We start from the raw sequence: 24593 nt of genomic DNA, 5'->3' as shown, positions 1-24593 counted from the left end.
AAGGACAGAGTAGAACTTTCCGATACGGAACCGTCTCGTATCACCTCCGTGCCTCGCGTCCGGCCGAATCCCGCCGGCCGAACCCTGTGAGCCGTGCCCGTCCCCCTTCCCCCCTCCCCGACGGGGATGCCACCATGGACGTGATCCGGGGACGCCGTGAGGGCGCCTCGAGACGACCACACGGGAGCCAGCGCAATGACGCATGCCCAGCAGGCCACCGACAGCAGCCGGAGCAAGGCGCTGTACGGCGGAACGCAGCAGCGACGCATCACCGTCCGGGACCTGGCCGCCGCCAAGGGGCGCGGCGAGAAATGGCCCATGCTCACCGCCTACGACGCGATGACCGCGTCCGTCTTCGACGAGGCGGGCATCCCCGTCCTGCTGGTCGGGGACTCGGCGGGCAACTGCCACCTCGGCTACGACAGCACCGTCCCGGTCACCATGGACGAGATGGCCGTGCTCTCCGCCGCCGTCGTCCGCGGCACCAAGCGGGCGCTGGTCGTCGCCGACCTGCCCTTCGGCGCCTACCAGGAGGGCCCCGTCCAGGCCCTGCGCAACGCCACCCGCCTGGTGAAGGAGGCGGGCGTGGGCGCGATCAAGCTGGAGGGCGGCGAGCGGTCCCTGCCCCAGACCGAGCTGCTGGTGCAGTCCGGCATCCCGGTGATGGCCCACCTGGGCCTGACCCCGCAGTCGGTCAACGCGCTGGGCGGCTACTACGTCCAGGGCCGCGACGAGGAGGCGGCGCAGCAGTTGCTGCGCGACGCCAAGGCCGCTCAGGAGGCGGGCGCCTTCGCGGTCGTCCTGGAGCTGGTCCCGGCCGAGCTGGCCGCCGAGGTCACCCGCTCCCTGCACATCCCGACCGTCGGCATCGGCGCCGGCGCCGGGTGCGACGCGCAGGTCCTGGTCTGGACGGACATGGCGGGCCTGACCTCGGGCCGCGTGCCGCGCTTCGTCAAGCAGTACGCGAAGCTGCGCGAGGCGCTGGGCGAGGCCGCCAGGGAGTACGCGCAGGACGTGGTCGGCGGCACGTTCCCGGCCGAGGAGCACTCCTTCCACTGATCACGTTCCGCTGATCCCGGGCCTCCGCCGCCCTCCGCGACCACCCTCCCCTGACCGGCTTCCCCCACCGGTCACCCGCCGACGGCCCGTCGACAGAACTCCCCCAGCCCCTGTCGGCGGGCCGTCGGCCGTCCGTCGGCGCCCCGCACGGTCCACCATGGCCCAGTCCACGGCCACGGCGCCCCGGCCGCGCGGCCCATTGGACGCGCTCGGACGGTTTGGGCATGTTCGGGAGCGCTTGGGGGTGTTCGACCGAGAATGAGTCGGTTCATCACGGATACCCGCGTGGCGCGACACCGGTGGAGGGCGTCCGTCCGACAGCCCCTCGTACGGGCGGCCGGGCGCCCTCCGCGACCGAAGACGGCGCCGGGAGGAACGAACAGTGGTGAAGATGCCAGTACGGCGTGGAGAGAACGCCCCGGGTCCGACGCGGCACCAGCCGGGCTGGGGCCGGCGGGACCCGCTCAGCGAGTTCGAGAACCTCTGGGGGGAGATGAATCGCTTCTTCCGCCAGGGCACCATGCCCACCGGCGAACGGCCGTGGGTGCCCATGGTCGAGGAGGAGGAAGCCGAGGACGCCTACGTGGTGCGGGCCGAGCTGCCCGGCATCCCCCGAGACAACGTGATGGTGGAACTGGACGGCAACGAACTGCACATCACCGGCCAACTCGACGAGGAGCAGCAGGGGAAGGTGCTCAGCCGCCGGACCGGCCGCTTCTCCTACCGCACCATCGTCCCGAACGACATCGACGGCGACAAGGTGGCGGCCGAGATGGCCGACGGGGTGCTCACCGTGCGCATCCCCAAGTCACCGCGGGGCAAGCGCCGCACGATCCGCATCGGCGGGACGTGACCCCTCCCGCCTCCGCGGGGCGGCCCCCTCGGGAGCGGCCCCGCGGAGGCGGTCTCCCGGGGCGCGGGCACCGGCGGCGACCGGGTTCGCGCCCCGAACCGCGCGCCGGGTACGGTCGGGGCCCATGAGCGTGTCCGGCACCCGCAGCGACAGACGGATCAGCCCCGTGTTCCTGGGTCTCCTCGCCGTGATGGGCGTGTCGGCCTGGGGGGTGTGGACGGACTTCGCGTCGAACGCCGGCTTCGCGGTGTTCCTCTTCGTCGTCTCGGCGTGGATCGTCTCGCTCTGCCTCCACGAGTACGCGCACGCGCGCACCGCGCTGCACGGGGGCGACATATCCATCGGCGCCAAGGGCTATCTCACCCTCAACCCCTTCAAGTACACCCATGCGCTGCTGAGCGTCGTCCTGCCCGTGCTCTTCGTCGTGATGGGCGGGATCGGACTGCCCGGCGGCGCGGTGTTCATCGAGCGCCACCGCATCCGGGGCCGGCTGCGGCACAGCCTGATCTCGGCCGCCGGCCCGCTGGTCAACGCGGCCCTGGCCGTGGCCCTGACCGCGCCGTTCTGGCTGGGTCTGGTGGACGACGTGCCGGTCGCGTTCCGCTGCGCGCTGGCCTTCCTGGCGATGCTCCAGGTGACGGCCGCGATCCTGAACTTCCTGCCCGTGCCCGGCCTGGACGGATACGGCGTCCTGGAGCCGTGGCTCTCCCCCGCGATCCGCCGCCAGGTGGAGCCCTTCGCGCCCTTCGGCCTGATCGCGGTCTTCGCCTGCCTGTGGATTCCGGAGGTCAACGCCGTCTTCTGGGAGGGCGTCGACTCCCTCATGACGGCCCTGGGCATCTCCTGGCAGGAGACCGCCTACGGATTGCAGTACTTCCGGTTCTGGGAGGGCGAGCCCCAGAACGTCGTCATTCCCCGTTGACCCCGGCGCCGTTCGCCTCCGCCGTGGCCCGCGCCAGCCGGTCGCGGCGGACGTAGTACCAGGCCATGTTGGACGACAGCCCGGCCATGAGGACCCAGACGACCCCCACCAGCCAGGCACCCTTCACGAAGGACACCACCGCCGCGACGACGGCGAGGCCGCAGACGACCAGGGCGAAGACGGACAGTCGCCGGGACGGGCCGGACGGGGACGAGGGGGCCATGGGGGCGGGCTCCATACGTGCGGACGGTGGTACGACACGCCCATTGTCCCCCATCCCCGGTGCCGTCCCGCTCCGGGGAGGCCGTGTCCTGGGCGCGCCCCCGGAGCGTCCCGCGCGTCCGGCGCCGCCCGTCCGGCACGGCCCCGGTCCGGGCGGCGAACCCCTCGCCGCCCGTCCGGAACGGCTCAGATGTCCGTGAGCCGGATGCCCGCGTGCGCCTTGTACCGGCGGTTGACCGAGATCAGGTTGGCGACCAGCGACTCCACCTGGTGGGCGTTGCGCAGCCGGCCCGCGAAGACGCCGCGCATGCCCGGGATGCGGCTCGCGAGCGCCTGCACGATCTCGCAGTCGGCCCGCACCTCCCCCAGCACCATCACGTCGGTCTCGATCTCCTCGATCTCCGGGTTCTGGAGCAGGACGGCCGACAGGTGGTGGAAGGCCGCGGTCACCCGCGAGTCGGGCAGCAGCGCGGCGGCCTGCTCGGCCGCGCTGCCCTCCTCGGGCTTCAGCGCGTAGGCGCCCTTCTTGTCAAAGCCGAGCGGGTTGACGCAGTCCACCACCAGCTTGCCCGCCAGCTCCTCCCGCAGGCTCTCCAACGTCGCGGCGTGGCCCTCCCACGGCACCGCGACGATCACGATGTCGCTGCGGCGCGCGCACTCGGCGTTGTCCGCGCCCTCCACGCCGTGGCCCAGTTCCTCGGCGGCGGCCCGTGCCCGGTCCGCCGCCCGTGAGCCGATGATCACCTTCTGTCCGGCCTTGGCCAACCGGTACGCCAGGCCGCGTCCCTGGTCGCCGGTGCCGCCGAGGACGCCGACCACCAGGCCGGAGACGTCCGGCAGCTCCCAGGGGTCCTTCGCGGGGGCCTTCTTCGGCGCCTCCTGGGCGGCGCCTGCGGTCTGTGCGGATGCGTCGTTCGAAGTCATGCCCGCATCCTGCCGGCCCTCCGCCGCGCACTCGCTACCAGGTGGTAACAAACGTCCGGGTGCCGCGCCGGGCCACCCGTACGAGGGCAGGTCGGGCCGAGCGGGCGGCAGCGACCGGACGCGGCGGGACGCCGCCGGTGCTCCCGCCGGCGCTTCCGCGACCGTCCGGTGCGGCGGCCCGCGCGCAAACCCGTTGCGGCGGCGGGAGCGCCCGCCCACGATGGGCCCTCGTGTCCTTCAAGCCGAGCGCCCTGCTGCCCGACCTCTCCCCCTGGCGCTCCTCGCGGGATTTCCGACTGCTGTGGTGTTCGGGCGCGGTCACCGTCTTCGGCACCTTCCTCACGTTCGTGGCCCTGCCCCTCCAACTCAAGGAACTGACCGGCTCGACGGTCGCCGTCGGCGCGCTCGGCGTGGCGGAGTTGGTGCCGCTGGTGGTCTTCGGCCTGTACGGCGGGGCGCTCGCGGACGCCGTGGACCGGCGCAGGCTGCTGCTGTGGACCGAGGGCGCCCTCGGGGCGACGGCCCTGATGCTGTTGGCCAACAGTCTGCTGCCCGAGCCGATGGTCTGGCCGCTGTACGCGGCGGCTGCCCTGAACAGCGCGCTCGGCGGCCTCCAGCGTCCGGCGTTGGAGGCGATCGTGCCGCGCGTCGTCCCGCACGAGCAGCTCCCGGCGGCCGTCGCGCTCAACTCCGTGCGTTGGCAGATCGGCGGGGTGGCCGCACCGTCCCTGAGCGGTGTGCTGATCACCTTCGCCGGACTGGAGTGGGCGTACGCGATCAACACCGTGACCTTCGCGATCTCCGTCGCCCTGGCCCGCGGTCTGCGCCCCTCCCCTCCCTCCCACGGGGCCGCGCGGCCGTCGCTGCGCGGCATCGCCGAGGGCGCGCGCTACGCGTGGAGCCGCAAGGACCTGCTGGGCACCTACGCCGTCGACCTGGCGGCCACGGTCCTGTCCTTCCCCATCGCGCTCTTCACCTTCCTCGCGGACGACCTGGACGCGCCGTGGTCGGTGGGGCTGATGTTCGCCGCCTTCCCGCTGGGGGCCGCGGTCGTCAGCGCGACGAGCGGCTGGGTCCGGCGCGTCCACCGGCACGGCCGGGCGGTGGTCCTCGCGGCGGCCGGCTGGGGGGCGTCGATGGTGGCGGCCGGGCTGGCCGGGAACGTCTGGTCGGTACTGCTGTTCCTCACGGTGGGCGGCGGGTGCAACGCGGTGAGCGGGATCTTCCGCCGCACGATCTGGAACCAGACGATCCCCGACGAGCTGCGGGGGCGGCTGGCCGGGATCGAGATGCTGTCGTACGCGGCGGGTCCGCAGCTCGGGCAGATCCGCGCGGGCGGGATGGCCGCCCTCACCTCGGTGCGCTTCTCGGTCTGGGGCGGTGGGCTGGCGTGTGTGGTGGCGGTGGGGCTGCTGGCACTGACCCTGCCGAGGCTGATGGCGTACGACGTGCGCACGAGTCCGCACGCGGCGGCGGTGCGAAGGGCCGCCTCGCCGGACGGCGAGGCCGACTCCGGGCCCGCCCCGACGACGCTCTGAGCCCCGCTCGCGGCTCGGGGGCGGGCCGGCCGCCCCTCCCCGTCCGCCGCCACGGGACCGCCCCGCCCCGCGGCGGTCCGGCGCGGGGCGATTCCGGCGGCGTCGGACGCCCCGGACGCGGAGGGACGCGCGTCAGTCCGCGGGCTTCCGGGGGGAGTCGGGGGTTTCGTCGTCGTCGTTCCAGCGGGCGTCGTTCTCCCACTGGGCGTTCCGTTCGTGGGCGGTCTCCATCGCGCGTTCCGCCTCCGCGCGGGTCGGGTAGGGCCCCAGACGGTTCCTGGCCGGGCACTGTGGACCCTCCTCGACCGTGCGGTGTTCGAGGCAGTAGAACCACTCGCCGGGCCTGCCGGTGTTCCTGCGTTTGAAGAGTGCCATGGGGTCATGCTGCCCCCTGGTGGCGTCACCTATCGCGACTAGACTCGCGCACATGTCTGGCCAGTCGCTTCTTGTTCCCGGCACCCTCTCCCCGAGGCGCACGGTGCCCGCCTCGATCGCCCGTCCGGAGTACGTCGGGAAGGACGCTCCGACGCCGTACACCGGGCCGGAGGTGCAGGACGCCGAGACCGTCGAGAGGATGCGGATCGCGGGCGGGATCGCGGCCCGCGCGATGGAGGAGGCCGCCAAGCACATCGCGCCCGGTGTGACCACCGACAAGCTGGACGAGGTGGCGCACGAGTACCTGTGCGACCACGGGGCGTACCCCTCCACCCTGGGGTACCGGAACTTCCCCAAGTCGCTGTGCTCCTCGATCAACGAGGTGATCTGCCACGGCATCCCGGACTCGACCGTGCTGCGCGACGGCGACATCGTGAACCTGGACGTGACCGCCTACATCGGCGGCGTGCACGGCGACACCAACGCCACCTACCTGTGCGGGGACGTGGACGAGGAGTCGCGGCTGCTGGTGGAGCGGACGCGCGAGTCGCTGAACCGCGCGATCAAGGCGGTGAAGCCGGGCCGGCAGATCAACGTCATCGGCCGGGTCATCGAGTCGTACGCCAAGCGCTTCGGTTACGGGGTGGTGCGCGACTTCACCGGCCACGGGATCAACACCTCGTTCCACTCGGGGCTGATCATCCCCCACTACGACGACCCGCGCGCGACGACCGTGATGAAGCCGGGCATGACGTTCACCATCGAGCCGATGCTGACGCTGGGCACCCACGAGTGGGAGATGTGGCAGGACGGCTGGACGGTCGTCACCAAGGACCGCAAGCGGACGGCCCAGTTCGAGCACACGCTGGTGGTCACCGAGACGGGGGCGGAGATCCTGACACTGCCCTGAGTTTTTCCGACAAGGTGTCGGCAACACATTGACTTAGGCATACCTAACCAATGAGAATCATGGCGCGGCGGCGCCACCACGGTGGCGTTCCGCCCCTTCCGTCGCCTTTCCCCGGAGGCCCGCCATGACTCCGTTCTCCACCCTCATCCGCACCGCCTCGCAGCAGCAGCACACGGAGGCCGAGACCTCCGCCTTCATGAGCGACCTCCTGGGCGGGCGGTTGGGGGTGGAGGCGTACGTCCGCTACACGGAACAGTTGTGGTTCGTCTACCGCGCCCTGGAGGGCGAGGCGGACCGACTCGCGAACGATCCGGTCGCCGGACCGTTCCTCCGGCCCGAACTGGCCCGCACCGCCGCGTTGGAGCGGGACCTGACGCACCTGCACGGCGGCGACGGTTGGCGCGGGACGCTCGCCCCGCTGCCGGCCACGGCCGCGTACGCCGACCGGATCGCCCGCGTGGCGCGGGACTGGCCGGGCGGCTACGTCGCCCACCACTACACCCGCTACCTCGGCGACCTCTCCGGCGGACAGATCATCCGGGACCGGGCCGAGCGGACCTGGGGCTTCGCGCGCAAGGGCGACGGCGTGCGCTTCTACGTCTTCGACGGCATCCCCAACCCGGCGGCGTTCAAGCGGGAGTACCGCGAGTCGCTGGACGCGCTGCCGGTCGACGACCTGGAGAGGCAGCGCGTCGTCGAGGAGTGCCGGCGCGCCTTCGCCCTGAACACCGCCGTCTTCCGCGAGTTGGGCGAGCTGTTCCCGCTCAGCGCCTGAATCCGGCGCTTGAACCCGGCCCCTGAATCGCGGGGACGTTCCCGGCGTGCCCGACGGGGACGTCCCCGCGGCGCTCGCCCGGCGGCGACGCGGCGCCGGGCCGCAACCGGAATCGATCATTGTCGCACCCCTTGACGCGACATCAGGTGCGGATGTTCATTGGGAGCGCTCCCGGAGTCACTGCCGCAACACCACCACCGCACGGTTCGACATCGTTGTCACAGCACACGGTCTGGAGTGACGGATGAGACCACGCACCCCCCGCACCACGGCCGCGGCCGGAGGAGTTCTCCTCGGCCTCGCGTTATCGCTGTTCGGCCTCGGCCAGCCCGGTCATGCCGCCGGCCACGCCGCCGAGGAGGACACGGCCGCCACCGGCCTCCACGTCCGAGGCGGACGGCTGCTGGAGGGGAACGGAAACGACTTCGTGATGCGGGGCGTCAACCACGCCCACACCTGGTACACCCACGAGTTCGACTCCTTCTCCCACATCAAGGCCAAGGGCGCCAACACCGTCCGGGTCGTCCTCAGCAGCGGCGACCGCTGGACCCGCAACGACGCCTCGGACGTGGCGAGGGTCGTCTCCGAGTGCAAGGCCAACCGCCTCATCTGCGTCCTGGAGGTGCACGACACCACCGGCTACGGCGAGCAGAGCGGGGCGGTGTCCCTGGACCGCGCGGCCGACTACTGGATCAGTGTCAAGAGCGCGCTGGAGGGCCAAGAGGACCACGTCATCGTCAACATCGGCAACGAGCCGCACGGCAACAGCGGTTACCAGAACTGGACCGCCGACACCCGGGGCGCCATCCAGAAACTGCGGAACGCCGGGTTCGACCACGCGCTGATGGTGGACGCCCCCAACTGGGGCCAGGACTGGTCGGGCACCATGCGCGCCAACGCCGCGTCGGTCTTCGCCGCCGACCCCGACCGCAACACGCTCTTCTCGATCCACATGTACGGGGTCTACGACACCGCCGCCGAGGTCCAGGACTACCTGAACCACTTCGTCGACGCCGGACTGCCCATCCTGGTGGGCGAGTTCGGGCACGACCACTCCGACGGCAACCCCGACGAGGACGCGATCCTGGCCACCGCCCAGCGGCTCGGCCTGGGCTACCTGGGCTGGTCCTGGAGCGGCAACAGCAGCGACGTCGGCTACCTGGACATGGTCGACGGCTTCGACCCCGACTCCCTGACGAGCTGGGGCGAGCGGATCTTCAACGGCCCCAACGGCATCGCCTCGACCTCCAAGGAGGCCACCGTCTACGGCGGCGGCTCGGGCGGCGACACCACCGCGCCGACCCGGCCCGGCGCCCCCACCGCCTCCGGCGTGACCTCCACCGGCGTCACCCTGTCCTGGGCGGCCTCCTCCGACGACGTCGGGGTCACCGGGTACGACGTGGTCCGGGTGAACGGCGCCTCCGAGACCACCGTCCGGACCACCACGGGCACCTCGGCCACCGTCACCGGCCTGACGCCGGGCACCTCCTACACCTTCGCCGTGTACGCGCGGGACGCCGCCGGCAACCGCTCCCAGCGCTCGGCCACGGTCACCGTCACCACGAGCGGGGGCGGCGAGCCCACCGCTGCCTGCTCGGTCGCCTACAAGATCGTCGGCCAGTGGCAGGGCGGCTTCCAGGGCGAGGTCACCGTCCGCAACACCGGCACCTCCGCGATCCGCGACTGGACGCTCGGCTGGCGGTTCGCCGACGGGCAGACGATCACCAACATGTGGGGCGGCACCCCGAGCCAGAGCGGCGCCACCGTCACCGTCCGGCCCGCCTCGTACACCTCCACCATCCCCGCGGGCGGCTCGGTGACCGTCGGCTTCACCGGCACCTGGAACGGCGGCAACGCCAGCCCGAGCGCCTTCACGCTCGACGGCGGTGCCTGCTCGGTCTCCTGACGGCCGGCCCCGGACGCCCGGCCCCGCCCTTGACCTGGCCCGGGGCGGGACCGGGTACGACCCCGTGTCCGCCGGTGGGACGCCACCGGCGGACACGGTTCGGCGCGGGGCTCGACATGGGCACGGGCCACCGGCTCTCCGCGTCTCGACGGCGGGCTTCGACGACGGACGGCCCTCCCCTCCCCCTCTCCCCCGCGCCGCCGTGGCAGGCAGCGCCGGCCCCGCGTCCGGGCCGGGTCGGACACCGGTAGGGTTCGGCCCGGAAAAGCCTGTCCGGGAGGGGTCGAGGAGAGTGCGGACCAAGGCACGTGGGTTGAGGGCCGTGGCGGTGCTGGTGGCGGTGCTGACGGGGCTGACGGGGGTGTCGGGCTGCCTCACGGTGCACGGCGAGAAGGCCGTGGTGCCGGCGACGACCGAGGCGGAGGCCGCCAAGGTCCTGAAGGAGTTCGTCACGACCGGCAACAAGGCCAACCGCACCCACGACCCCAAGCTCAACACCACCGTCGAGACGGGCGCGCTGGGCGCCATCGACCAGGCGGGGCTGCGGGCCAAGCAGGCCGTCCACCCCGACGGCAACCCCGACCACAAGCCGCTGGAGCTGACCGACGCCCGCTTCCTGATCCCCAAGCAGGCGGGCTGGCCGAAGTTCTTCGTCGCCGACACCGCCAGCAACCGCAGCCGGGGCGCGCGCTGGCTGCTGGTCTTCACGCGGAACGGCATCGAGGAGAAGTGGAAGGCGTCGTACCTGGCGGTGCTGCCCGAGGACTCCGTCCCGGAGTTCGCCGAGGACGGCGAGGGCCACGTCGAGGCCGTTCCCACCGACGAGACGGCCCGCCTGGCCGTCGCCCCGAAGGACCTGAGCCGCGCCTACACCGACTACCTGCGCGAGGGCGGCGGCACCTTCGCCGACGGGCCGCTGACCAACCGGGTCCGCGAGGAGCGGAGGAAGTCGGCGACCAGTCCCGGCGCTCGCACCGAGTGGGCCGACCTGCCCGCCGAGGACGCGCGGTTCGGTCCGCTGGGGCTGCGCACCGAGGACGGCGGTGCGCTGGTCTTCTTCACCACGCACCACCAGATGAAGCAGACGGTGGCCAAGGGCTACCGGCCGGAGGTCAAGGACCCCTACATCAAGGCGCTGTTGGAGGGGACGCCCAAGCAGTCCGTGACGTACGTCCGGGTCGCCCTCCAGGTCGCGTCCGTTCCCGCCGCCGACGCCGCCGAACCCCACGTCGGGGTGGTGTACCGCCTCCAGGGCCTGACGAGCGCCAAGGGCGAGTGACGCGAGTGACCACGGCACGCGGACGGCGCCGGCGACACGGGCGGCGCCGTGCGGGCACGTTTCAACGCACCGGCCACGGGGCCGGCTGCTCCGGCTGCTCCTCGGCGTGCGCGGCGCAGGCGTCCGTCAGGGCCTCCAGCAGCGTCAGCGGATCGGGCAGCGGACGTTCGGGGGCGCGCAGCCAGCCGACCGCGGGGCCGTGATCGTCGCCGGGCAGCCGCGACGGCGGTACGAGCACGTAGCTGCCGCGGCAGTGCCAGCGCAGCCCGGGGTGGTCGTCCAGCGTCTCGGGATGGCAGTCCAGCTCGCACGGCCACCACTCGTCCTCGTCGTCGGGCGTGCCGCGGGTGGCCGTGAAGAACAGCATCCGGCCCGACCACGGGTCGTTGCCGCACACGGCCACCGGCCCGACCTCCACGTCCTCGGCCTCCAGCCGCTCCAGCGCGGCCCGTCCGGCCCCCACGGGAACGTCCAGCACGTCGTGGGTGCGGCCGGTGGCCGTGACGAAGTTCGCCAGGGGCTGGTTGCTCGCCCAGCGGGCGATCTGCTCGGGGTCGGTGGTGGCCTGCGTCTGCCAGGCGAAGGAGACGGGGTGGCGTCCGGGGGTCGGACAGCCGATCCGGTCGCAGGAGCAGCCGTACCCCTCGGGGTGCGCGGCGGGCGCCAGCGGGAAGCCCGCCGCCGCGGCCGTCAGCAGCAGATCCTCGCGGAGGCGGGCCGCCTCCTGCGCGGCAATCGTGCGCGCGGTGCTCCGGGAGCGTCGCCGCAGCCACCGGGAGAATCTGCTTTCGCGTTCCATGTACCGCCTCACTCGCGACCGGGACCGTGTGTTTTCCGAGGGTACGGAACCGAGCGCCCGTTGCCGGGCGGAATCCACGGATCTCGGATGACCGTTTGTCCATCCTGCTCCCTCCCCGAGACCGTTCGGCAACCGGGGGGTCCTTGTATGCGCCAACTTGGCCGGATAAGGCTCCTCCGCCCGTATGACGCCGGGCCTCGCCGTCGAGGAAACGCCTTCCGGGCGGTGCCGTTCCGGGGCTCCGGGTGGACCATTGCTCACACAGCGCACATCTCCCACCACACAGCGATCCTGTGAGGAGTCCCACGTGTACGCACCCCGCCGCTATCTGATGTGTCCACCGACACACTTCCGGGTCACCTACTCCATCAACCCCTGGATGGACCCCGCCAAGCCCGTGGACCTCCGGCTGGCCGTCACCCAGTGGGAACACCTGCGCGACCTGTACCGCTCGCTGGGCCACACCGTCGAGGAGCTCGTCCCCGACCCGGAGCTGCCCGACATGGTGTACGCCGCCAACGGCGCGCTCGTCGTCGACGGCCGGGTGCTCGGCGCCCGGTTCGCGCACCCGGAGCGGGCCGGGGAGGCCGCCGCGCACCGTCGGTGGTACCGCGCGCACGGCTTCGCCGAGGTGCGTGAGCCGGAGCACATCAACGAGGGCGAGGGCGACTTCGCCGTCACCGCCTCGTGGCTGCTGGCGGGGCGCGGCTTCCGCAGCAGCCCGCTCTCCCACCCCGAGGCGCAGGAGTTCTTCGGCCGCCCGGTGATCGGCCTGGACCTGGTCGATCCGCGCTTCTACCACCTGGACACGGCGCTGTGCGTCCTGGACGACTCCCGCGACGACGCGGTGATGTACTTCCCCGACGCGTTCTCGCCCGGCAGCCGAGCGGTGCTGGCCCGGCTCTTCCCCGACGCGATCGTCGCCGGGGAGGCCGACGCCCGCGCCTTTGGTCTCAACGCGGTCGGCGACGGGCACCATGTGCTGCTGCCGCAGGCGGCGGTGGGGCTGTTCGAGCCACTGCGCGAACGCGGCTACGAGCCGATCGGCGTCGACCTGAGCGAGCTGCTCAAGGGCGGCGGCAGCGTGAAGTGCTGCACGGCGGAGCTGCGCGCCTGACACCGGCCCCGGCGCGGGTCGGGGCGGCGCTCACGCCTCGTCCCGGCCCGCGTCCCGCTCCCCGTCCCGCCCGTCGTCCCGTCCGCCGTCCCACTCCTCGCCCCAGTCCGCGTCCCGCGCGGCCCGGTAGGCGGGGCCGTGGCGTTTGGTGACGGTCTCGCGCCGCAGCCCGCCGCGCCGGGCGTCCGGTCCGGCGCACAGATCGAGGAGGACCTGGCCCTTGCGGATCTGCGGCCGGCGCACGATCCGCGCCCCGGCGGCCGTGCCGGCCACCTCGGGACGGACGGCCGCCACGTAGGAGAACTTCTCGTCCTCGTACGCCAGCGAGCCTCCCTTCACCCGCCGGTGGAGGGAGGAGCGGCCGACGCGGGCGGCGAAGTGGCACCAGTCCGAGCCGGGCTCTATCGGGCACGTGTCGCCGTGCGGGCAGGGGGCCATGACGCGCAGCCCGGCGTCGATCAGCCGCCCGCGCGCCTCGATGATCCGCTCGTAGCCCGCCGGCGTGCCCGGTTCGACGATCACCACGGCGCGTCCCGAGGCCGCGGCGGCGTCGACCAGACCGTGCCGGGCGTCCTCGGTCAGCTCGTTCAGCACGTAGGAGACGGTGATCAGCTCGGCGGCGGGCAGCTCCCCGCCGGGCGCGATCCGCGCGCGCCGCCACTCGACGGCGCGCAGCGCGGCCGAGCGGGACGTCCCGGCCAGCTCGCGGCCCAGCGCGAGGGCGGGCTCGGCCCAGTCCAGGACGGTGGTCGCCCTGGTGCGCTCCCCTCCGTCGCCCCAGATCCCGGCGGCGGCCCACACCGCCGCGCCCGTCCCCCCGCCCACGTCCAGGTGGTCGGCCGGGTCGAACCCGGGCGCCCGGTCGGCGAGGGCGCCCAGCGCGGCACGGACGGCCTCGAAAGTGGCGGGCATCCGGTACGCGGCGTACGCCACCACGTCCGCCCGGTCCCGCAGCACGGGCGCGCCGGTGGGGACCTTTCCCCGGTAGTGGGTGATCAGTCGCTCGACGGCGCCGGCGGCCTGCCGCGGCGGCAGCCCGTCGAGCAGACCGGCGAGGGCGCCGCGCAGTTCCTCGTCGGCGTGGGGTGCGGTGTGGAAGGGGATTGGCACCCGGAAAGCTTAGGACCCCGGTGGCCGCGCCCCGCCCCGGAGGCCAGGGCGCCTTCCGTTCCCCGCCGCCTCCCTCCCGCAGCACGGCACCGATGTGCGCGCCGGCCTCGGCGTCACATCAGGCCGCGCGCTTCGAGCACGCCCAGGCACTCCTCCGGCACCACCATCATCGTGGCGAAGGCCCTGTCCCGGACCACGGGGTCCGCGGACGGGTCGAGCGCTTCCCGCCGCTCCCGCTCGGCCTCGGCTCGGGACCGCGCGACGTGGTCGGCGATCTCCTCACAGTCGACGGCGTCCGTGGCCGTCGGAGTGGGCTCCCCGGTGGGAGAGGCCGGCGGGCCCGTGTCCGGCTCGGCGTCGAGGGCGGAGGCGGCGACCACCCCGGCCAGGCACAGCCCCGCCCAGACGGCGACGATCCGCCGGCGGGCGCTCACGCGCCGGCCGTTCCGACGGCGCGGCCGACGACAGCGAGCGCGGTGACGGCGGGCGACGTGGTGCGCGCGGGTCTCATCGAAGTTCCTTCCCCCGGTGGGCCGGTGCCGCCGCATCCTCCCAACCCGCCCACTCCTCAGTGCGGTTGGCCCCCACCGGGCTCGACGGAGCGACACGGCGGCCCACGCGAGGAGAAAACCCGAGAACCGAGAAAACCGAGAAACCGAGAAAGAGGACGGAAAGGCCGCCCCTCTGCTTCTTCACCCCCGTGCGTCCCCTCTTGCCAGGACATGTCCCTGTGGCGTCTCCACACCTCCCCGGGATTCGACTGGTTGACGAGTCAATGCGCGTAGAAAAATTCACCGGCAGTACTACCGGAGGCCCTTCGTTTCCGGAATGATCGCCGCTGCGTCCGGCGGCGGAGAAAGCCCGCCGCTTTCCCGTACCCGTCAACTCCCCGCCGTGGAACGGCTCGCATGTCCCCGGGAGAAGACGGGGCATCACCGAAGGAAGGTCATGCGCATCCCCCTCACGCGCCTGTCCGCACGGGCCGTCGCGGTCGTCGCGACGACCGCCGTCGCCCTCGGTCTGGCCGGCACCGCCCCGGCCCAGGCCGCCTATCCGAGCAGTTACAGCGTCAAGGGCATCGACACCAGCCGCTGGAACCACGGTTCGGCGATCAACTGGAACAGCGTCGCCGCCTCGGGGCAGAAGTTCGTCTTCCACAAGGCGACCCAGAGCACCGGCTGGGTGGACCCCTACTTCGTCCAGGACTTCAAGGCGTCCGCCGCGGCCGGGCTGATGAACTCCGGCTACCACTTCTACGCGGAGGGCACCGGCAGCGCCCAGGCCGACCACTTCATCGCCACCCTGCGCGGCGCCGGTTACACCGGCAAGGCCGCCGGCCAACTGCCCCCGGTCATCGACCTGGAGCACCACAACGGCGCGTGCCCCGCCTACGCCACCACCACGCACATCGGCACCTTCATCAACAAGATCAAGTCCGCCTTCGGGGTCACCCCGATCGTCTACACCTCCAAGTGGTTCGTGGACGACTGCCTGGGCGGCAACGGCGGTGTCTTCGCCACGACCCCGCTGTGGCAGCCGCGTTACCAGAGCGGTTCCAACGAGCCGGCGGCCATCCCCGGCGCGAACCGTTCCTGGTCCTTCTGGCAGTACAGCGACACCGGCTCGGTCTCCGGCATCAGCGGCAACGTGGACCTCAACGTCTTCCGCGGTTCGCTCTCCGAGCTGCGCGCCATGGCCAACCTGGGCAGCGGCGGCGGTGGCGGCACCCAACTCCCGGCCTGGCCGGTGCTGAAGTCCGGCAGCACCGGCGTGGACGTCCGGGCGCTCCAGTACCTGCTCAACGCCCGGGGCTACGCCACCACCGTGGACGGCAGCTACGGACCGGCCACGACCTCGCAGGTCACCGCCTTCCAGCGGGCCAACGGGCTGGTCGCCGACGGCATCACGGGGCCGGCCACCTGGTCGAAGGTGATCGTCACCGTGCAGTCCGGCGCCACCGGCAGCGCGGTGAAGGCCGTCCAGACCCAGCTCAACTCCAAGGGCTACTCGCTGGCCGTCGACGGCAGCTTCGGCCCGGCGACCCTCTCCGCGGTGAAGTCGTTCCAGTCCTCCAAGGGCCTCGCCGTCGACGGCAGTGTCGGCCCGATGACCTGGCAGGCCCTGATCGGCAGTTGACCGCCGCGCGTGCGCGGGGACGCCTCCCGCGCGCTCCCGGCCTCGCACCGACGGCCCGCGCCTCTCTTCGGCGCGGGCCGTCGCGCGTCACCTCCCGCGTGGCGCCTCTCGCGGGGGCCGCTCCTCCGTGGCCGGCGGCGTCTCCTCACCGGTGGTGGCTCGCTCGGGCTCGCCGTCCCGTACGGTCAGCGGTTCGGCGGCGTCCACGCGCAGCGGCGGACCGTCGTCCAAGCCCAGCACCATGACGAGTCCGCCCAGGGGCGACCGCTCACCACGGGCGCTGCGGACCGTCTGCCACAGCCCCCACAACTTGACCTGCTGGCCGGGTTGGATCGTCACCGCCGCGATCTCCCGTTCGACGGGTTCGGCGGTCAGGTCCGGGGCTTTCAGTTCGGCCCACACCGTCTTCCCGATCCCGTGGGGGCGCACCTCCACGCCCCAGCGGTGGGCCAGCGATTCCACGAGGAGCAATCCGCGCCCGCCCGTCTCGTCCACGGCGGGCCTGCGCACCTCGGGCCGGCCCGCCCCGGCGTCGCTCACTTCCAGTCGCAGGAGACCGTCCTCCCGTGAGTGCGCGATCCGCACGCCCACCTGTCGGTCACGCGGCACACGCACCCGCAGGGCGTTGGTCACCAGCTCCGACAGCACCAGCTCCGCCGTGCCGACGACGTCCTGATCGATGCGCCACTCCCCCAACGCTGCGTGCAACATCGCCCGTGCTCTGGGAGCGCTGCTCCGACGGCGAGGAAGGCGGAAAGCGACTTGTTTCGGTTCGGCCACGACAGCCCCCAGGAATCGACGCTCAACCGGAGTTCCGCACGGAGAAGGCACGTTGGTCAGCGGGACGCCGGCGTCCAAGGCCCGCAGCATGTACGCGCACCACGCCAGCTTGCAACGTTTCCAATGCAGATGGTGTCGATGTTCCCTCTTTCGGATTAATGCTGTTACGCGAGACTCGTTGCTCTGCTAAACGTGTCGACATGCTTACGAAGAGCAACACCGCGAACCCATCCACCGTTCTCGGCCGCCAGCTCGGAGACGAGTTGCGCCGGTTGAGAGAAGCAGCGGGGTTGACCACCGTCCAGGCGGCCGAAGCCCTCGACTGCACCAAGGGCAAGATCAGCCGCATCGAGAACGGTCGGGTGGCAGTTCGACTCCCCGACCTGACGGCCATGTTGCACGCCTACCAGGTGTCGGACGCCGAACTGCGCGATCGCCTGGCCGCGTTGGCTCGCAAGGCCAACCGCCGTCGCAGGCAGGGGTGGTGGAACCAGTACAGCTCTGTCCTCGCGGACACCTACCGCGACTACATCGCCTTGGAGACGATGGCGGAATCCATCCGCACCTTCCAGGCGCAACTTGTGCCCGGACTGCTCCAGACACCGGAGTACATCCGAGCCGTGACCGTCGCTTCACGGCAGTGGCAGACAGCAGACGAGATCGAGAAGTTCGTGCAGGTGCGTATCGCCCGCCAGGAGCGGTTGAGCGGCGACTCCCCGCTGCGTCTCTGGGCTGTGCTCTCGGAAGCCGTACTCCTCCAACAGGTCGGCGGACCACAGGTGATGAAGGCGCAGCTACAGCACCTTCTGGACGTATCCGAGCGCCCCAACGTAACCGTCCAGGTCATGCCGTTCTCCCGTGGCGCCCATGCGAGTATGTTCGGCCCATACGTAGTGCTGGGTTTTCCCGAAGAGGGAGCGCTCGACGTGGTGTTGGCCGACAACCCGACCGGCTCCATGTGGCTTGAGCGTGAGGCGGAGGTCGCCCGATACCGGGACCTGTTCGACGCCGCACGCACATCCGCGCTCTCTCCGGTGGAGTCCCGTGCCGTCATCCACCGCAGGGCCAAGGAGCACAGACCATGAAGAGCACACGCCACAGCACGCCGGACCTGTCGGGTGCGGAGTGGCGCAGCAGCACGTACAGCGGCGGCAACAACGAGTGCGTCGAAGTGGCCGACAACGTCCCCGGCGTGGTTCCCGTGCGCGACAGCAAGCGGCCCTCCGGGCCGGTGCTCGGGATCGGTCCGGAGGCATGGAGGGCGTTCCTCGACCACCTGCGCTGAGCCGGCCGTCCGGCCGTGTCCACGTGGTGGGTGGCCCCGCCGCGTCGGTCTCCGGACGGTGACACGCTCCGCAGGCGTCGGACACGGTTCGGAACCCCCTCGCTCACCCGCGCGCCCGTGCGCACCCGGCCGGCGCGACAGCGGTTGGGAGGCGGTCCCGGCCGGTGTGGCGGCGATCTTTTCCCTCCCGGCACGCACGCATTTCCCTCCTCGCGGGCCCATGGCGTCCGCTCTCTTTCCCCGATCCCTTCTCCCGCGCCCTTCGAGGGGTGTCCTGCGGCGCTCCCCGTGGGAACGTCGCATTCTCGCCGGCGCTTCCGGCGAAGGAAACAACCGCGTCCGGTCGCGTTCGGCCCCGGCCCGAGAGGGCAGACGGAACACGAGGTTCGGAAGAGACAGGAGGACCGATGCGTGGAGGAAGGGACCGGTCTCGAGAACGGTTGTCGATCCGTCCCCCGCAGTCCGGAGAACGGGCGCGGGACATCACGCGCGGGTTCCTGCGGGCGAAGAAACCGGGTGCCTATCAGGCGGACGTGGACGCCGTACTGCTGGGCGTCTCGGAGTTGGTGACCAACGCGATACGTCACGCCGGAGGAGTCACGGGCTTCCGTCTGGAGGCGGAGCACGAGGGCGTCGCGGTGGAGGTCTCGGACGCCAGTGTCCGGCGGCCCAGGACGGTGGAGATCAATCCGTCCGTGCCCGGCGGGTTCGGCTGGCTGCTGGTGCGCGAGTTGGCCTCCGAGGTGACCGTCGCCCTCCGTCCGGGCAAGGGCAAGACGATTCGTGCCGCCTTCCCGGTGCGGACATGACGTACCGAAAAGCAGATCGGCCTCAGGAGGGAATTCCCCTGGTCCGCTTCCACGATTCCGGAGGATTTCCCGCCGGCGTTTCCGGTACCACACGAGCACGAACGGATTCCCGACGAAGAAGAGGGCCCCTTCGCCGTAGGGGGTGACCACCTCGTGCCGAGGTCGGCCGCTCCTTCGACGGCCGGCACGACGGCGCGGAGAAGCGACCACGGAAAAGCGGTCACGAGAAAACGACAAGGAGCCCCCACCAGGGCGTTCGCTCTTTCCATCGCTCTACCGGCACCCTCCGCTCCGCCTTCCCACCCGGCGCCGGGAAACCCGTCGGGCCGCCTTCGCGTCGCACCGGGGCAAACCCGTCCCGGAAGGCGCAGAGCCGCGCTGCCGTCGACGCCGACGATCCGGGCCGCGCCGCGCCGGCGCAGTTCGGCGGCGTGGTGCCCCGCCCCGCAGCCGAGGTCCAGTACCCGTGCTCCGGTCACGTCACCGGCCGGTTTCGGCATGGCCGGCCGGTCGATGTGGGCGTTGTAAACGCTCTCCGCGGCGTGGGCGGCGAATCGCTCGCCCGTCTCCCCGTGGCAGGCGGTCCCGGCTCCCATCCGGGCACCCTCCCCCCGCTCCACGCCCTTCGCACCGGTGTCGTCGCACCGGGGCGGGCGTGCCGGTGCCGTCGTGCCGGGGCGGGGCGTCTGGCAGACTGGCCGTGCTCACCAGGCGGCGATGGACAGGAAACCGGTGCGAATCCGGTACGGTCCCGCCACTGTGACCGCACGCCCCGCGCGGGCGTACGGGAGTCAGACACTGACGCGCCGCCTTCCGCTTCGACCAGGGGACGAGGAAATCCCCCGGAGAGGTACGGCCATGGCCAGATCCCGCGCCGCCCTGCGCACCCTCATAGCCTCCGCCTTGCTGGTCCCGCTCGCCGCCTGCGGCTCGGCCGACGGCGGCGAGAACGGGAAGGACCGGGGTGCCGCCCCGGTGGAGGGCTTCCCCCTCACGGTGACCAACTGCGGTGTGGAGACGGTCTTCGACGCTCCCCCCGAGCGCGCCGTCACCATGAACCAGCACACCACCGAGATCCTGCTCGCCCTCGGTCTGCGGGAGCGCATGGCCGGCACCGCCTACCTCGACGACGCGATCTCCCCGAAGTACCGGGAGGACTACGAGGAGGTGACGGTGCTCGCCGAGGAGTACCCGTCCAAGGAGGTGCTGCTCGGCGCGAATCCCGACTTCGTCTACGGCGGCTACGCCAGCGCCTTCGACAAGGCCGCCGGCCGCGACCGCGCCTTCCTGGAGGGGGCCGGGATCGGCACCCGCCTCAACGTCGAGTCCTGCGCCGACGGGCCCGTCGGGCTGGACGAGTTGGAGACCGAGATCACCGAGGTGGCCCGCGTCTTCGGCGTGCCCGAGCGCGGCGCGGCGCTCCTGGAAGAACAGCGGAGGCGGATCGAGCGGGTCGAGAAGCGGCTGGCGGACGTGGCGAAGCCGACGGTGTTCGTCTACGACTCCGGCGACTCCTCCGCCTTCACCGCGGGCGGCCACGGCATCGGCAACCAGATCATCTCGGCGGCCGGCGGCGAGAACGTCTTCGCCGACCTGGCCGACGACTTCGGCGACGTCTCCTGGGAACAGGTCATCAAGCGCGCGCCCGAGGTGATCGTGATCCACGACTACGGCGGCACCACCGTCGAGGCCAAGAAGAAGCGGCTGCTCGGCGATCCCGCGCTGGCGGACGTGCCGGCGATCCGCGACGAGCGGTTCGCGGTGCTGCCCCTGTCCTCGGCCGTCCTGGGCGTCCGCGTGGCCGATGCCGTGGAGAGCCTGGCCGAACAGCTCCACCCCGCGGCGGGGTGAGGGGCGTGAGGGGGCTCCCGGGCTCCTCCGCCGTCCGCTGCTCCGCCCTGCTGGTCGTGCTGGCCGTGCTGTTGGCGGCGGTGGCGGTGGCGAGTCTGGCGCTGGGGTCGGTGCGCATCCCGCCCGGCGAGGTGGTGCGGATCGTCCTCGACGGGGAGCGGAGCGGGGCGTTCGCCTCGATCGTGTGGGACGTGCGGGCGCCGCGGATGGTGCTCGGGGCGCTGGTGGGGGCCGGGCTCGCGGTCGCGGGAACGGTTCTGCAGGCGCTGGTCCGCAATCCGTTGGCCGATCCGTTCCTGCTGGGCGCCTCCTCGGGCGCCTCGGCGGGCGCGGTCGTGGTGATCGCGCTGGGGGCGGGGGCGGGCACGGCCACCACCGTGATGCTGCCCGTCGCCGCGTTCGTCGGGTCGCTCGGGGCGCTGGTGGTGGTCTGGGCGCTGGCGCGGCGCGGCGGCGCCATGACGACCGGACGGCTGGTGCTGTCCGGGGTGGCGGTCCAGTACGTGCTGTCGGCGTTCACCAGTCTGGTGTTGGTGCTCTCCGCGCGGGCCGAGCACGTGAGGTCGGTGATGTTCTGGACCCTGGGCGGCCTCGGCGGCGCCCGGTGGAGCGAACTGCTGGTGCCGACGGTCGCGTTGACGCTCGGCACCGGGCTGCTGCTCGCCCTCGCCCGCCCCCTGGACACGATGCTCGCCGGCGAGGAGGACGCGCGGGGCCTGGGGCTGGATCCGGGCCGGTTCCGGGCCTGGGCGTTCGTGCTGACCTCGCTGGTGGTGGGCGTGCTGGTGGCCCACAGCGGCGCGATCGGCTTCGTCGGCCTGATGGTGCCGCACGCGGCCCGGATGGTCGTCGGCGCCTCCCACCGCCGGCTGCTGCCGGTGGCCGCGCTGGGCGGGGCGGTGTTCCTGCTGCTGGCCGACCTGTTGGCGCGGACCGTCGCCGCGCCGCAGGAGATACCGGTCGGCGTCGTCACCGCGCTGGCCGGCGGCCCCTTCTTCCTGTGGCTGCTGCGCCGCACCACCCGTACGGAGGTGACCGGATGAGCGCCGTGCCCCGGCCGGCCGCGCTCGCCGCCGAAGGCGTCGGCTACACGGTGGAGGGCCGCGCCCTGCTCGCGGACGTGGACCTCGTGGCCCGGCCCGGCGAGACCGTCGGGCTGGTCGGCCCCAACGGGAGCGGCAAGACCACCTTCCTGCGCTGCGTCCACGGAGCGCTCCGTCCCACCGCGGGCCGCGTCCTGGTGGACGGCGCCGACACCGCGGGGCTGCGGGTCAAGGAGCGCGCCCGGCGGATCGCCGTCGTCCCCCAGGACGCCGTCGGGATCACCGGCCTGACCGTGGACGAGGTCGTCGCGATGGGGCGCGGGCCGCACAAGCGGTTCTGGGAGCAGGACGGCCCCGACGACGCCCGGCTCGTCGCCGAGGCGCTGCGCCGGGTGGGCTCCGCCGACCTGGCCCGCCGTCGCTTCGAAGGCCTCTCGGGCGGCGAACGGCAGCGGGTGCTGATCGCCCGCGCGCTCGTCCAGGAGCCCGGTCTGCTGGTGCTGGACGAGCCCACCAACCATCTGGACATCCGCTTCCAGTTGGAGGTGCTGGCCCTGGTGAGGTCGCTGGGCACCACCAACCTGCTGGTGCTCCACGACCTCAACCTGGCCGCCTGGTGCTGCGACCGGCTGTACGTGCTGCGGGACGGCCGGGTCGCCGCCTCCGGCACCCCGGTGGAGGTGCTGACCGAGGAGCTGATCGCCGACGTGTACGGGGTGCGGGCCCGCGTCGCCGTCCACCCGGACACAGGAGCGCCCACCATCGTCTACCTGCCCGGCTCCGTGCCCGTCCCGGCCGGCCCGGCCGCCTCGACCGTCCCCGCGGTGTCGTCGTGAGCGGGCCGTGGACGCCCGTGCCGTACGGGCCGCGGTGGCACGTCGCGGTGGGCGGGCCGGACGCCGCCGAGGCGGGGCGGTGGCTCGCGGCGTCCTCGCTCGCCGACCCGGCGGGCGAGGCGCTGGGCACGCTGATCGAGCACGAGTACCACGGCAGCGGTCACCGCACCGCGCACGCCGCCGCGCTGACGGTGATGGCGGTCTACGCGGGCCGGGTCACCGCCGCGGCCGTCCTCCACTGGGCCCTGACCGACCGGGTGCCGGACCTGTCGGCGGGCAACGTCCTGGTGCGTCCGCACGCCCACGGCATCGCGGGAGTGCGGGTGCGCGAGGCTCGGTTCGCGGCGGCCCGCCCCGGCGAGGAGTCCGTGGCGGTGCTGCGCCGGACGGTGCTGGAGGAGCACCTGCTGCCCGTCGCCGACGCCCTCCACCGACGGACCCGCGCGGGCCTGCGGCAGTTGCGCGGCGGCATCGCGCACGGCTGCGCCGTCGCCCTGTGCGCCTTCGACGGCGGTTCGGACGGCGGTTTCGGCGATCTCGACGGCGCTCACGACGGCCGTCTCGACCTGTTGGAGCGGCGGTGGGAGCGGTTCGTCGCGGGCGCGCCCGGCGGCCTGGCCGCGCTGGGCGAGACGGCGCGGGTGCGTCGGGTCTCGGACGGTCGGGAGCGCCTGGTGTACCTGCGCCGCACCTGCTGCCTCTTCCACACCTCCGCCGAGGCGGTGCGCTGCGCGAGTTGCTGCCTGACCGATCGCGGGGAACGGTTGCGCGCCTACGCCCGGAAGCGCTGAACCGGGCCGCCGCCGCTCCCCGGGCGGGGAACGGCGGCGGCCCGGTGCGAGGGTTCTCAGCCCACCGGGGCCTCGACACGGACCTCTTCGAGCCGTTCCGTCCTCAGATCCAGCACGAAGCCGCGCACGGACTCCTTGTGGGGGATGAAGGGGCTGGCGTGCACCCGGGCCAGGGAGGCCCGGACGTTCTCCACGGGGTCGGTGAAGCTCCCGGGCACCCAGTCGGGCCGGACGCCGGCGTCCTCCTCCAGGGAGGCGAGGAAGTCCCCGTCGGCGAAGGTGGCCATGCCGCAGTCGGTGTGGTGGACGAGGATGATCTCCCGGGTGTTCAGCAGCCGCTGACTGACGGCCAGGGAGCGGATGACGTCGTCGGTGACGATGCCTCCGGCGTTGCGGAAGACGTGCGAGTCGCCCACGGAGAGGCCGAGGAGGGCGTAGACGTCCAGTCGCGCGTCCATGCAGGTGACGACGGCGGTGCGGCGGGCGGGGGGCATGGGGAGCGGTTCCCGGGGCCCCGTGGCGCGGGCGAGGTTGTGGGCCAGGTAGGCGTCGGTCGCGGTCCGGTCCGTCTGCATGTGGTCACCGTTCTCCGGTTCGGGGGGACGTGGTGAGCGCCGAGGCGTCGCCGTTCCGCAGCGCGGCGTTCTCGCGCTCGAGGTCTTCCAGGCGCCGGCGCAGTGGCGCCACGGCCCGCTCGACCTCCTCGGCGGTGTAGCGGGGGGTGATGTGCTGGGGGCAGTTCCAGTCGTACGCCTCCACGTCGATGACGATCAGGCGCTCGGCCGGGCTGCGGACGCCGGCCGGGTACAGCCGGGCGATGAGGTCCCCCGCCTCCGGCGGGTCCACGGCGCGGGCCCGTCCGTAGACCTTCAGGCGGGCCCGCGCGGGGTAGTCCATCAACAGCAGGGAGACCCGGTTGTCGTGGTCGAGGTTGCCGACGGTGATGTACTGGCGGTTGCCCCGGTAGTCGACGAAGGCGAGGGTGCCGGGGTCGAGGGCGTGGAGGAACCCCGGCGGGCCGCCCCGGTGTTGGACGTAGGGCCAGCCGGTCTCGCCGACGCTGGCCAGGTAGAAGCTGTCGCGCCCGGCGATGAAGTCGATCTCGTCGGGGCCCAGCAGGTCGGCCTCCGCCGGTCCCTGTTCCATGCGCGCGTAGGCCCTGCGACTGCTGTGCGCCTCCTGGTGGCGCCGGACGTTCCGGGTGAAGGCGACCTGGGCGTAGCGGCTGGTCATCTCGGTCCTCCGGGCGAGGCGGACGAGGAGCGCCCCGTGG

General features: G+C 72.6%; 26 protein-coding genes and 1 riboswitch. Of the genes, 17 read left to right on the top strand and 9 right to left on the bottom strand.

The window, feature by feature from the left end; all coding sequences use genetic code 11:
* Positions 1–195: 195 nt before the first annotated feature.
* The 3 genes from panB (at position 196) to IF47_RS0111245 (ending at position 2834) form a co-directional block, all read left to right on the top strand.
* Entirely contained in the window at positions 196–1059 is an 864-nt protein-coding gene (panB, locus tag IF47_RS0111255; protein WP_031508506.1) for a 3-methyl-2-oxobutanoate hydroxymethyltransferase, read from the top strand.
* Between the two features lie 391 nt (positions 1060–1450).
* Complete coding sequence (locus tag IF47_RS0111250) at positions 1451–1912, top strand: Hsp20/alpha crystallin family protein (protein ID WP_037732405.1); 462 nt, start codon at positions 1451–1453, stop codon at positions 1910–1912.
* A gap of 124 nt (positions 1913–2036) precedes the next feature.
* Complete coding sequence (locus IF47_RS0111245) at positions 2037–2834, top strand: site-2 protease family protein (RefSeq protein WP_031508503.1); 798 nt, start codon at positions 2037–2039, stop codon at positions 2832–2834.
* Here IF47_RS0111245 and IF47_RS0111240 read toward each other — a convergent pair.
* Together IF47_RS0111240 and npdG are read right to left on the bottom strand one after the other, a co-directional pair.
* Positions 2821–3057, bottom strand: coding sequence for a hypothetical protein (locus IF47_RS0111240; protein WP_037732385.1), 237 nt, complete (start codon positions 3055–3057; stop codon positions 2821–2823). The genes IF47_RS0111245 and IF47_RS0111240 overlap by 14 nt on opposite strands.
* Positions 3058–3242: 185 nt before the next feature.
* A complete protein-coding gene (gene npdG, locus IF47_RS0111235; protein WP_031508499.1) occupies positions 3243–3980 on the bottom strand; it encodes an NADPH-dependent F420 reductase in 738 nt (245 codons plus the stop codon).
* Positions 3981–4210: 230 nt separating this feature from the next.
* On the opposite strand from npdG, the gene IF47_RS0111230 reads away from it, so the two are divergent.
* Positions 4211–5518 (top strand): MFS transporter, encoded by a 1308-nt coding sequence (locus tag IF47_RS0111230; protein WP_037732384.1) that lies wholly within the window; start codon positions 4211–4213, stop codon positions 5516–5518.
* 132 nt (positions 5519–5650) lie between these two features.
* Here IF47_RS0111230 and IF47_RS0111225 read toward each other — a convergent pair whose 3' ends face one another.
* Positions 5651–5893: a hypothetical protein gene (locus IF47_RS0111225; RefSeq protein ID WP_031508497.1), complete on the bottom strand. Its 243-nt coding sequence runs from the start codon at positions 5891–5893 to the stop codon at positions 5651–5653.
* A gap of 52 nt (positions 5894–5945) precedes the next feature.
* On the opposite strand from IF47_RS0111225, the gene map reads away from it, so the two are divergent.
* The 4 genes from map (at position 5946) to IF47_RS0111205 (ending at position 10763) form a co-directional block, all read left to right on the top strand.
* On the top strand, positions 5946–6803 hold the full coding sequence (gene map, locus IF47_RS0111220) for a type I methionyl aminopeptidase (protein ID WP_031508496.1): 858 nt from the start codon (positions 5946–5948) through the stop codon (positions 6801–6803).
* Positions 6804–6927: 124 nt separating this feature from the next.
* The gene (locus IF47_RS0111215) at positions 6928–7578 is read left to right on the top strand and encodes a biliverdin-producing heme oxygenase (protein WP_031508494.1); all 651 of its coding nucleotides are present in this window, start codon (positions 6928–6930) and stop codon (positions 7576–7578) included.
* 244 nt (positions 7579–7822) lie between these two features.
* Entirely contained in the window at positions 7823–9484 is a 1662-nt protein-coding gene (locus tag IF47_RS0111210; protein WP_031508493.1) for a cellulase family glycosylhydrolase, read from the top strand.
* A 292-nt stretch (positions 9485–9776) separates the two neighbouring features.
* Positions 9777–10763: an SCO2278 family lipoprotein gene (locus IF47_RS0111205; RefSeq protein WP_031508492.1), complete on the top strand. Its 987-nt coding sequence runs from the start codon at positions 9777–9779 to the stop codon at positions 10761–10763.
* Positions 10764–10824: 61 nt separating this feature from the next.
* Here IF47_RS0111205 and IF47_RS0111200 read toward each other — a convergent pair whose 3' ends face one another.
* The gene (locus IF47_RS0111200; RefSeq protein WP_031508490.1) at positions 10825–11562 is read right to left on the bottom strand and encodes a bifunctional DNA primase/polymerase; all 738 of its coding nucleotides are present in this window, start codon (positions 11560–11562) and stop codon (positions 10825–10827) included.
* A 184-nt stretch (positions 11563–11746) separates the two neighbouring features.
* On the opposite strand from IF47_RS0111200, the gene ddaH reads away from it, so the two are divergent.
* Positions 11747–12679, top strand: a complete 933-nt coding sequence (gene ddaH / locus IF47_RS0111195) for a dimethylargininase (protein ID WP_425423575.1) — start codon at positions 11747–11749, stop codon at positions 12677–12679.
* Positions 12680–12709: 30 nt separating this feature from the next.
* Here the strand turns inward: ddaH and IF47_RS0111190 are convergent, their stop codons facing one another.
* Positions 12710–13789: a small ribosomal subunit Rsm22 family protein gene (locus tag IF47_RS0111190; protein WP_245641080.1), complete on the bottom strand. Its 1080-nt coding sequence runs from the start codon at positions 13787–13789 to the stop codon at positions 12710–12712.
* 113 nt (positions 13790–13902) lie between these two features.
* A complete protein-coding gene (locus IF47_RS0111185; RefSeq protein ID WP_031508486.1) occupies positions 13903–14223 on the bottom strand; it encodes a hypothetical protein in 321 nt (106 codons plus the stop codon).
* Positions 14224–14737: 514 nt separating this feature from the next.
* Here IF47_RS0111185 and IF47_RS31460 point away from each other — a divergent pair.
* Positions 14738–15925: a GH25 family lysozyme gene (locus IF47_RS31460; RefSeq protein WP_051717440.1), complete on the top strand. Its 1188-nt coding sequence runs from the start codon at positions 14738–14740 to the stop codon at positions 15923–15925.
* A gap of 87 nt (positions 15926–16012) precedes the next feature.
* On the opposite strand, the gene IF47_RS29330 is transcribed toward IF47_RS31460, so the two are convergent.
* Entirely contained in the window at positions 16013–16705 is a 693-nt protein-coding gene (locus IF47_RS29330) for an ATP-binding protein (RefSeq protein WP_281179460.1), read from the bottom strand.
* Positions 16706–16905: 200 nt separating this feature from the next.
* Here IF47_RS29330 and IF47_RS0111160 point away from each other — a divergent pair, with 200 nt between their 5' ends.
* The 7 genes from IF47_RS0111160 to IF47_RS0111130 all read left to right on the top strand — a co-directional run bounded on the left by IF47_RS0111160 (position 16906) and on the right by IF47_RS0111130 (position 23320).
* Positions 16906–17790, top strand: coding sequence for a helix-turn-helix domain-containing protein (locus tag IF47_RS0111160; RefSeq protein ID WP_031508484.1), 885 nt, complete (start codon positions 16906–16908; stop codon positions 17788–17790).
* Entirely contained in the window at positions 17787–17990 is a 204-nt protein-coding gene (locus IF47_RS0111155; protein WP_031508482.1) for a DUF397 domain-containing protein, read from the top strand. The genes IF47_RS0111160 and IF47_RS0111155 overlap by 4 nt, the downstream gene beginning before the upstream one ends.
* Positions 17991–18397: 407 nt before the next feature.
* Positions 18398–18799, top strand: a complete 402-nt coding sequence (locus tag IF47_RS0111150; protein ID WP_078591733.1) for an ATP-binding protein — start codon at positions 18398–18400, stop codon at positions 18797–18799.
* A 681-nt stretch (positions 18800–19480) separates the two neighbouring features.
* Positions 19481–19620: riboswitch (cobalamin riboswitch) on the top strand.
* A gap of 37 nt (positions 19621–19657) precedes the next feature.
* A complete protein-coding gene (locus IF47_RS0111145; RefSeq protein ID WP_031508480.1) occupies positions 19658–20650 on the top strand; it encodes an ABC transporter substrate-binding protein in 993 nt (330 codons plus the stop codon).
* Positions 20651–20655: 5 nt separating this feature from the next.
* Complete coding sequence (locus tag IF47_RS0111140) at positions 20656–21693, top strand: FecCD family ABC transporter permease (RefSeq protein WP_031508478.1); 1038 nt, start codon at positions 20656–20658, stop codon at positions 21691–21693.
* Positions 21690–22529 carry an ABC transporter ATP-binding protein gene (locus tag IF47_RS0111135; RefSeq protein ID WP_051717436.1) on the top strand — a complete coding sequence of 280 codons (840 nt, stop codon included), beginning with the start codon at positions 21690–21692 and terminating at the stop codon, positions 22527–22529. Before IF47_RS0111140 ends, IF47_RS0111135 begins: the two co-directional genes overlap by 4 nt.
* On the top strand, positions 22526–23320 hold the full coding sequence (locus IF47_RS0111130) for a (2Fe-2S)-binding protein (RefSeq protein ID WP_037732382.1): 795 nt from the start codon (positions 22526–22528) through the stop codon (positions 23318–23320). Before IF47_RS0111135 ends, IF47_RS0111130 begins: the two co-directional genes overlap by 4 nt.
* 56 nt (positions 23321–23376) lie before the next feature.
* Here IF47_RS0111130 and IF47_RS0111125 read toward each other — a convergent pair whose 3' ends face one another.
* On the bottom strand, positions 23377–23895 hold the full coding sequence (locus tag IF47_RS0111125; RefSeq protein WP_031508474.1) for a beta-class carbonic anhydrase: 519 nt from the start codon (positions 23893–23895) through the stop codon (positions 23377–23379).
* A 4-nt stretch (positions 23896–23899) separates the two neighbouring features.
* Positions 23900–24553, bottom strand: a complete 654-nt coding sequence (locus IF47_RS0111120) for a pyridoxamine 5'-phosphate oxidase family protein (protein ID WP_031508473.1) — start codon at positions 24551–24553, stop codon at positions 23900–23902.
* Positions 24554–24593: the final 40 nt, after the last annotated feature.

Source organism: Streptomyces megasporus, assembly GCF_000718985.1.
Lineage (GTDB): Bacteria > Actinomycetota > Actinomycetes > Streptomycetales > Streptomycetaceae > Streptomyces > Streptomyces megasporus.
This window is presented reverse-complemented; position numbering and strand designations above follow the sequence as displayed.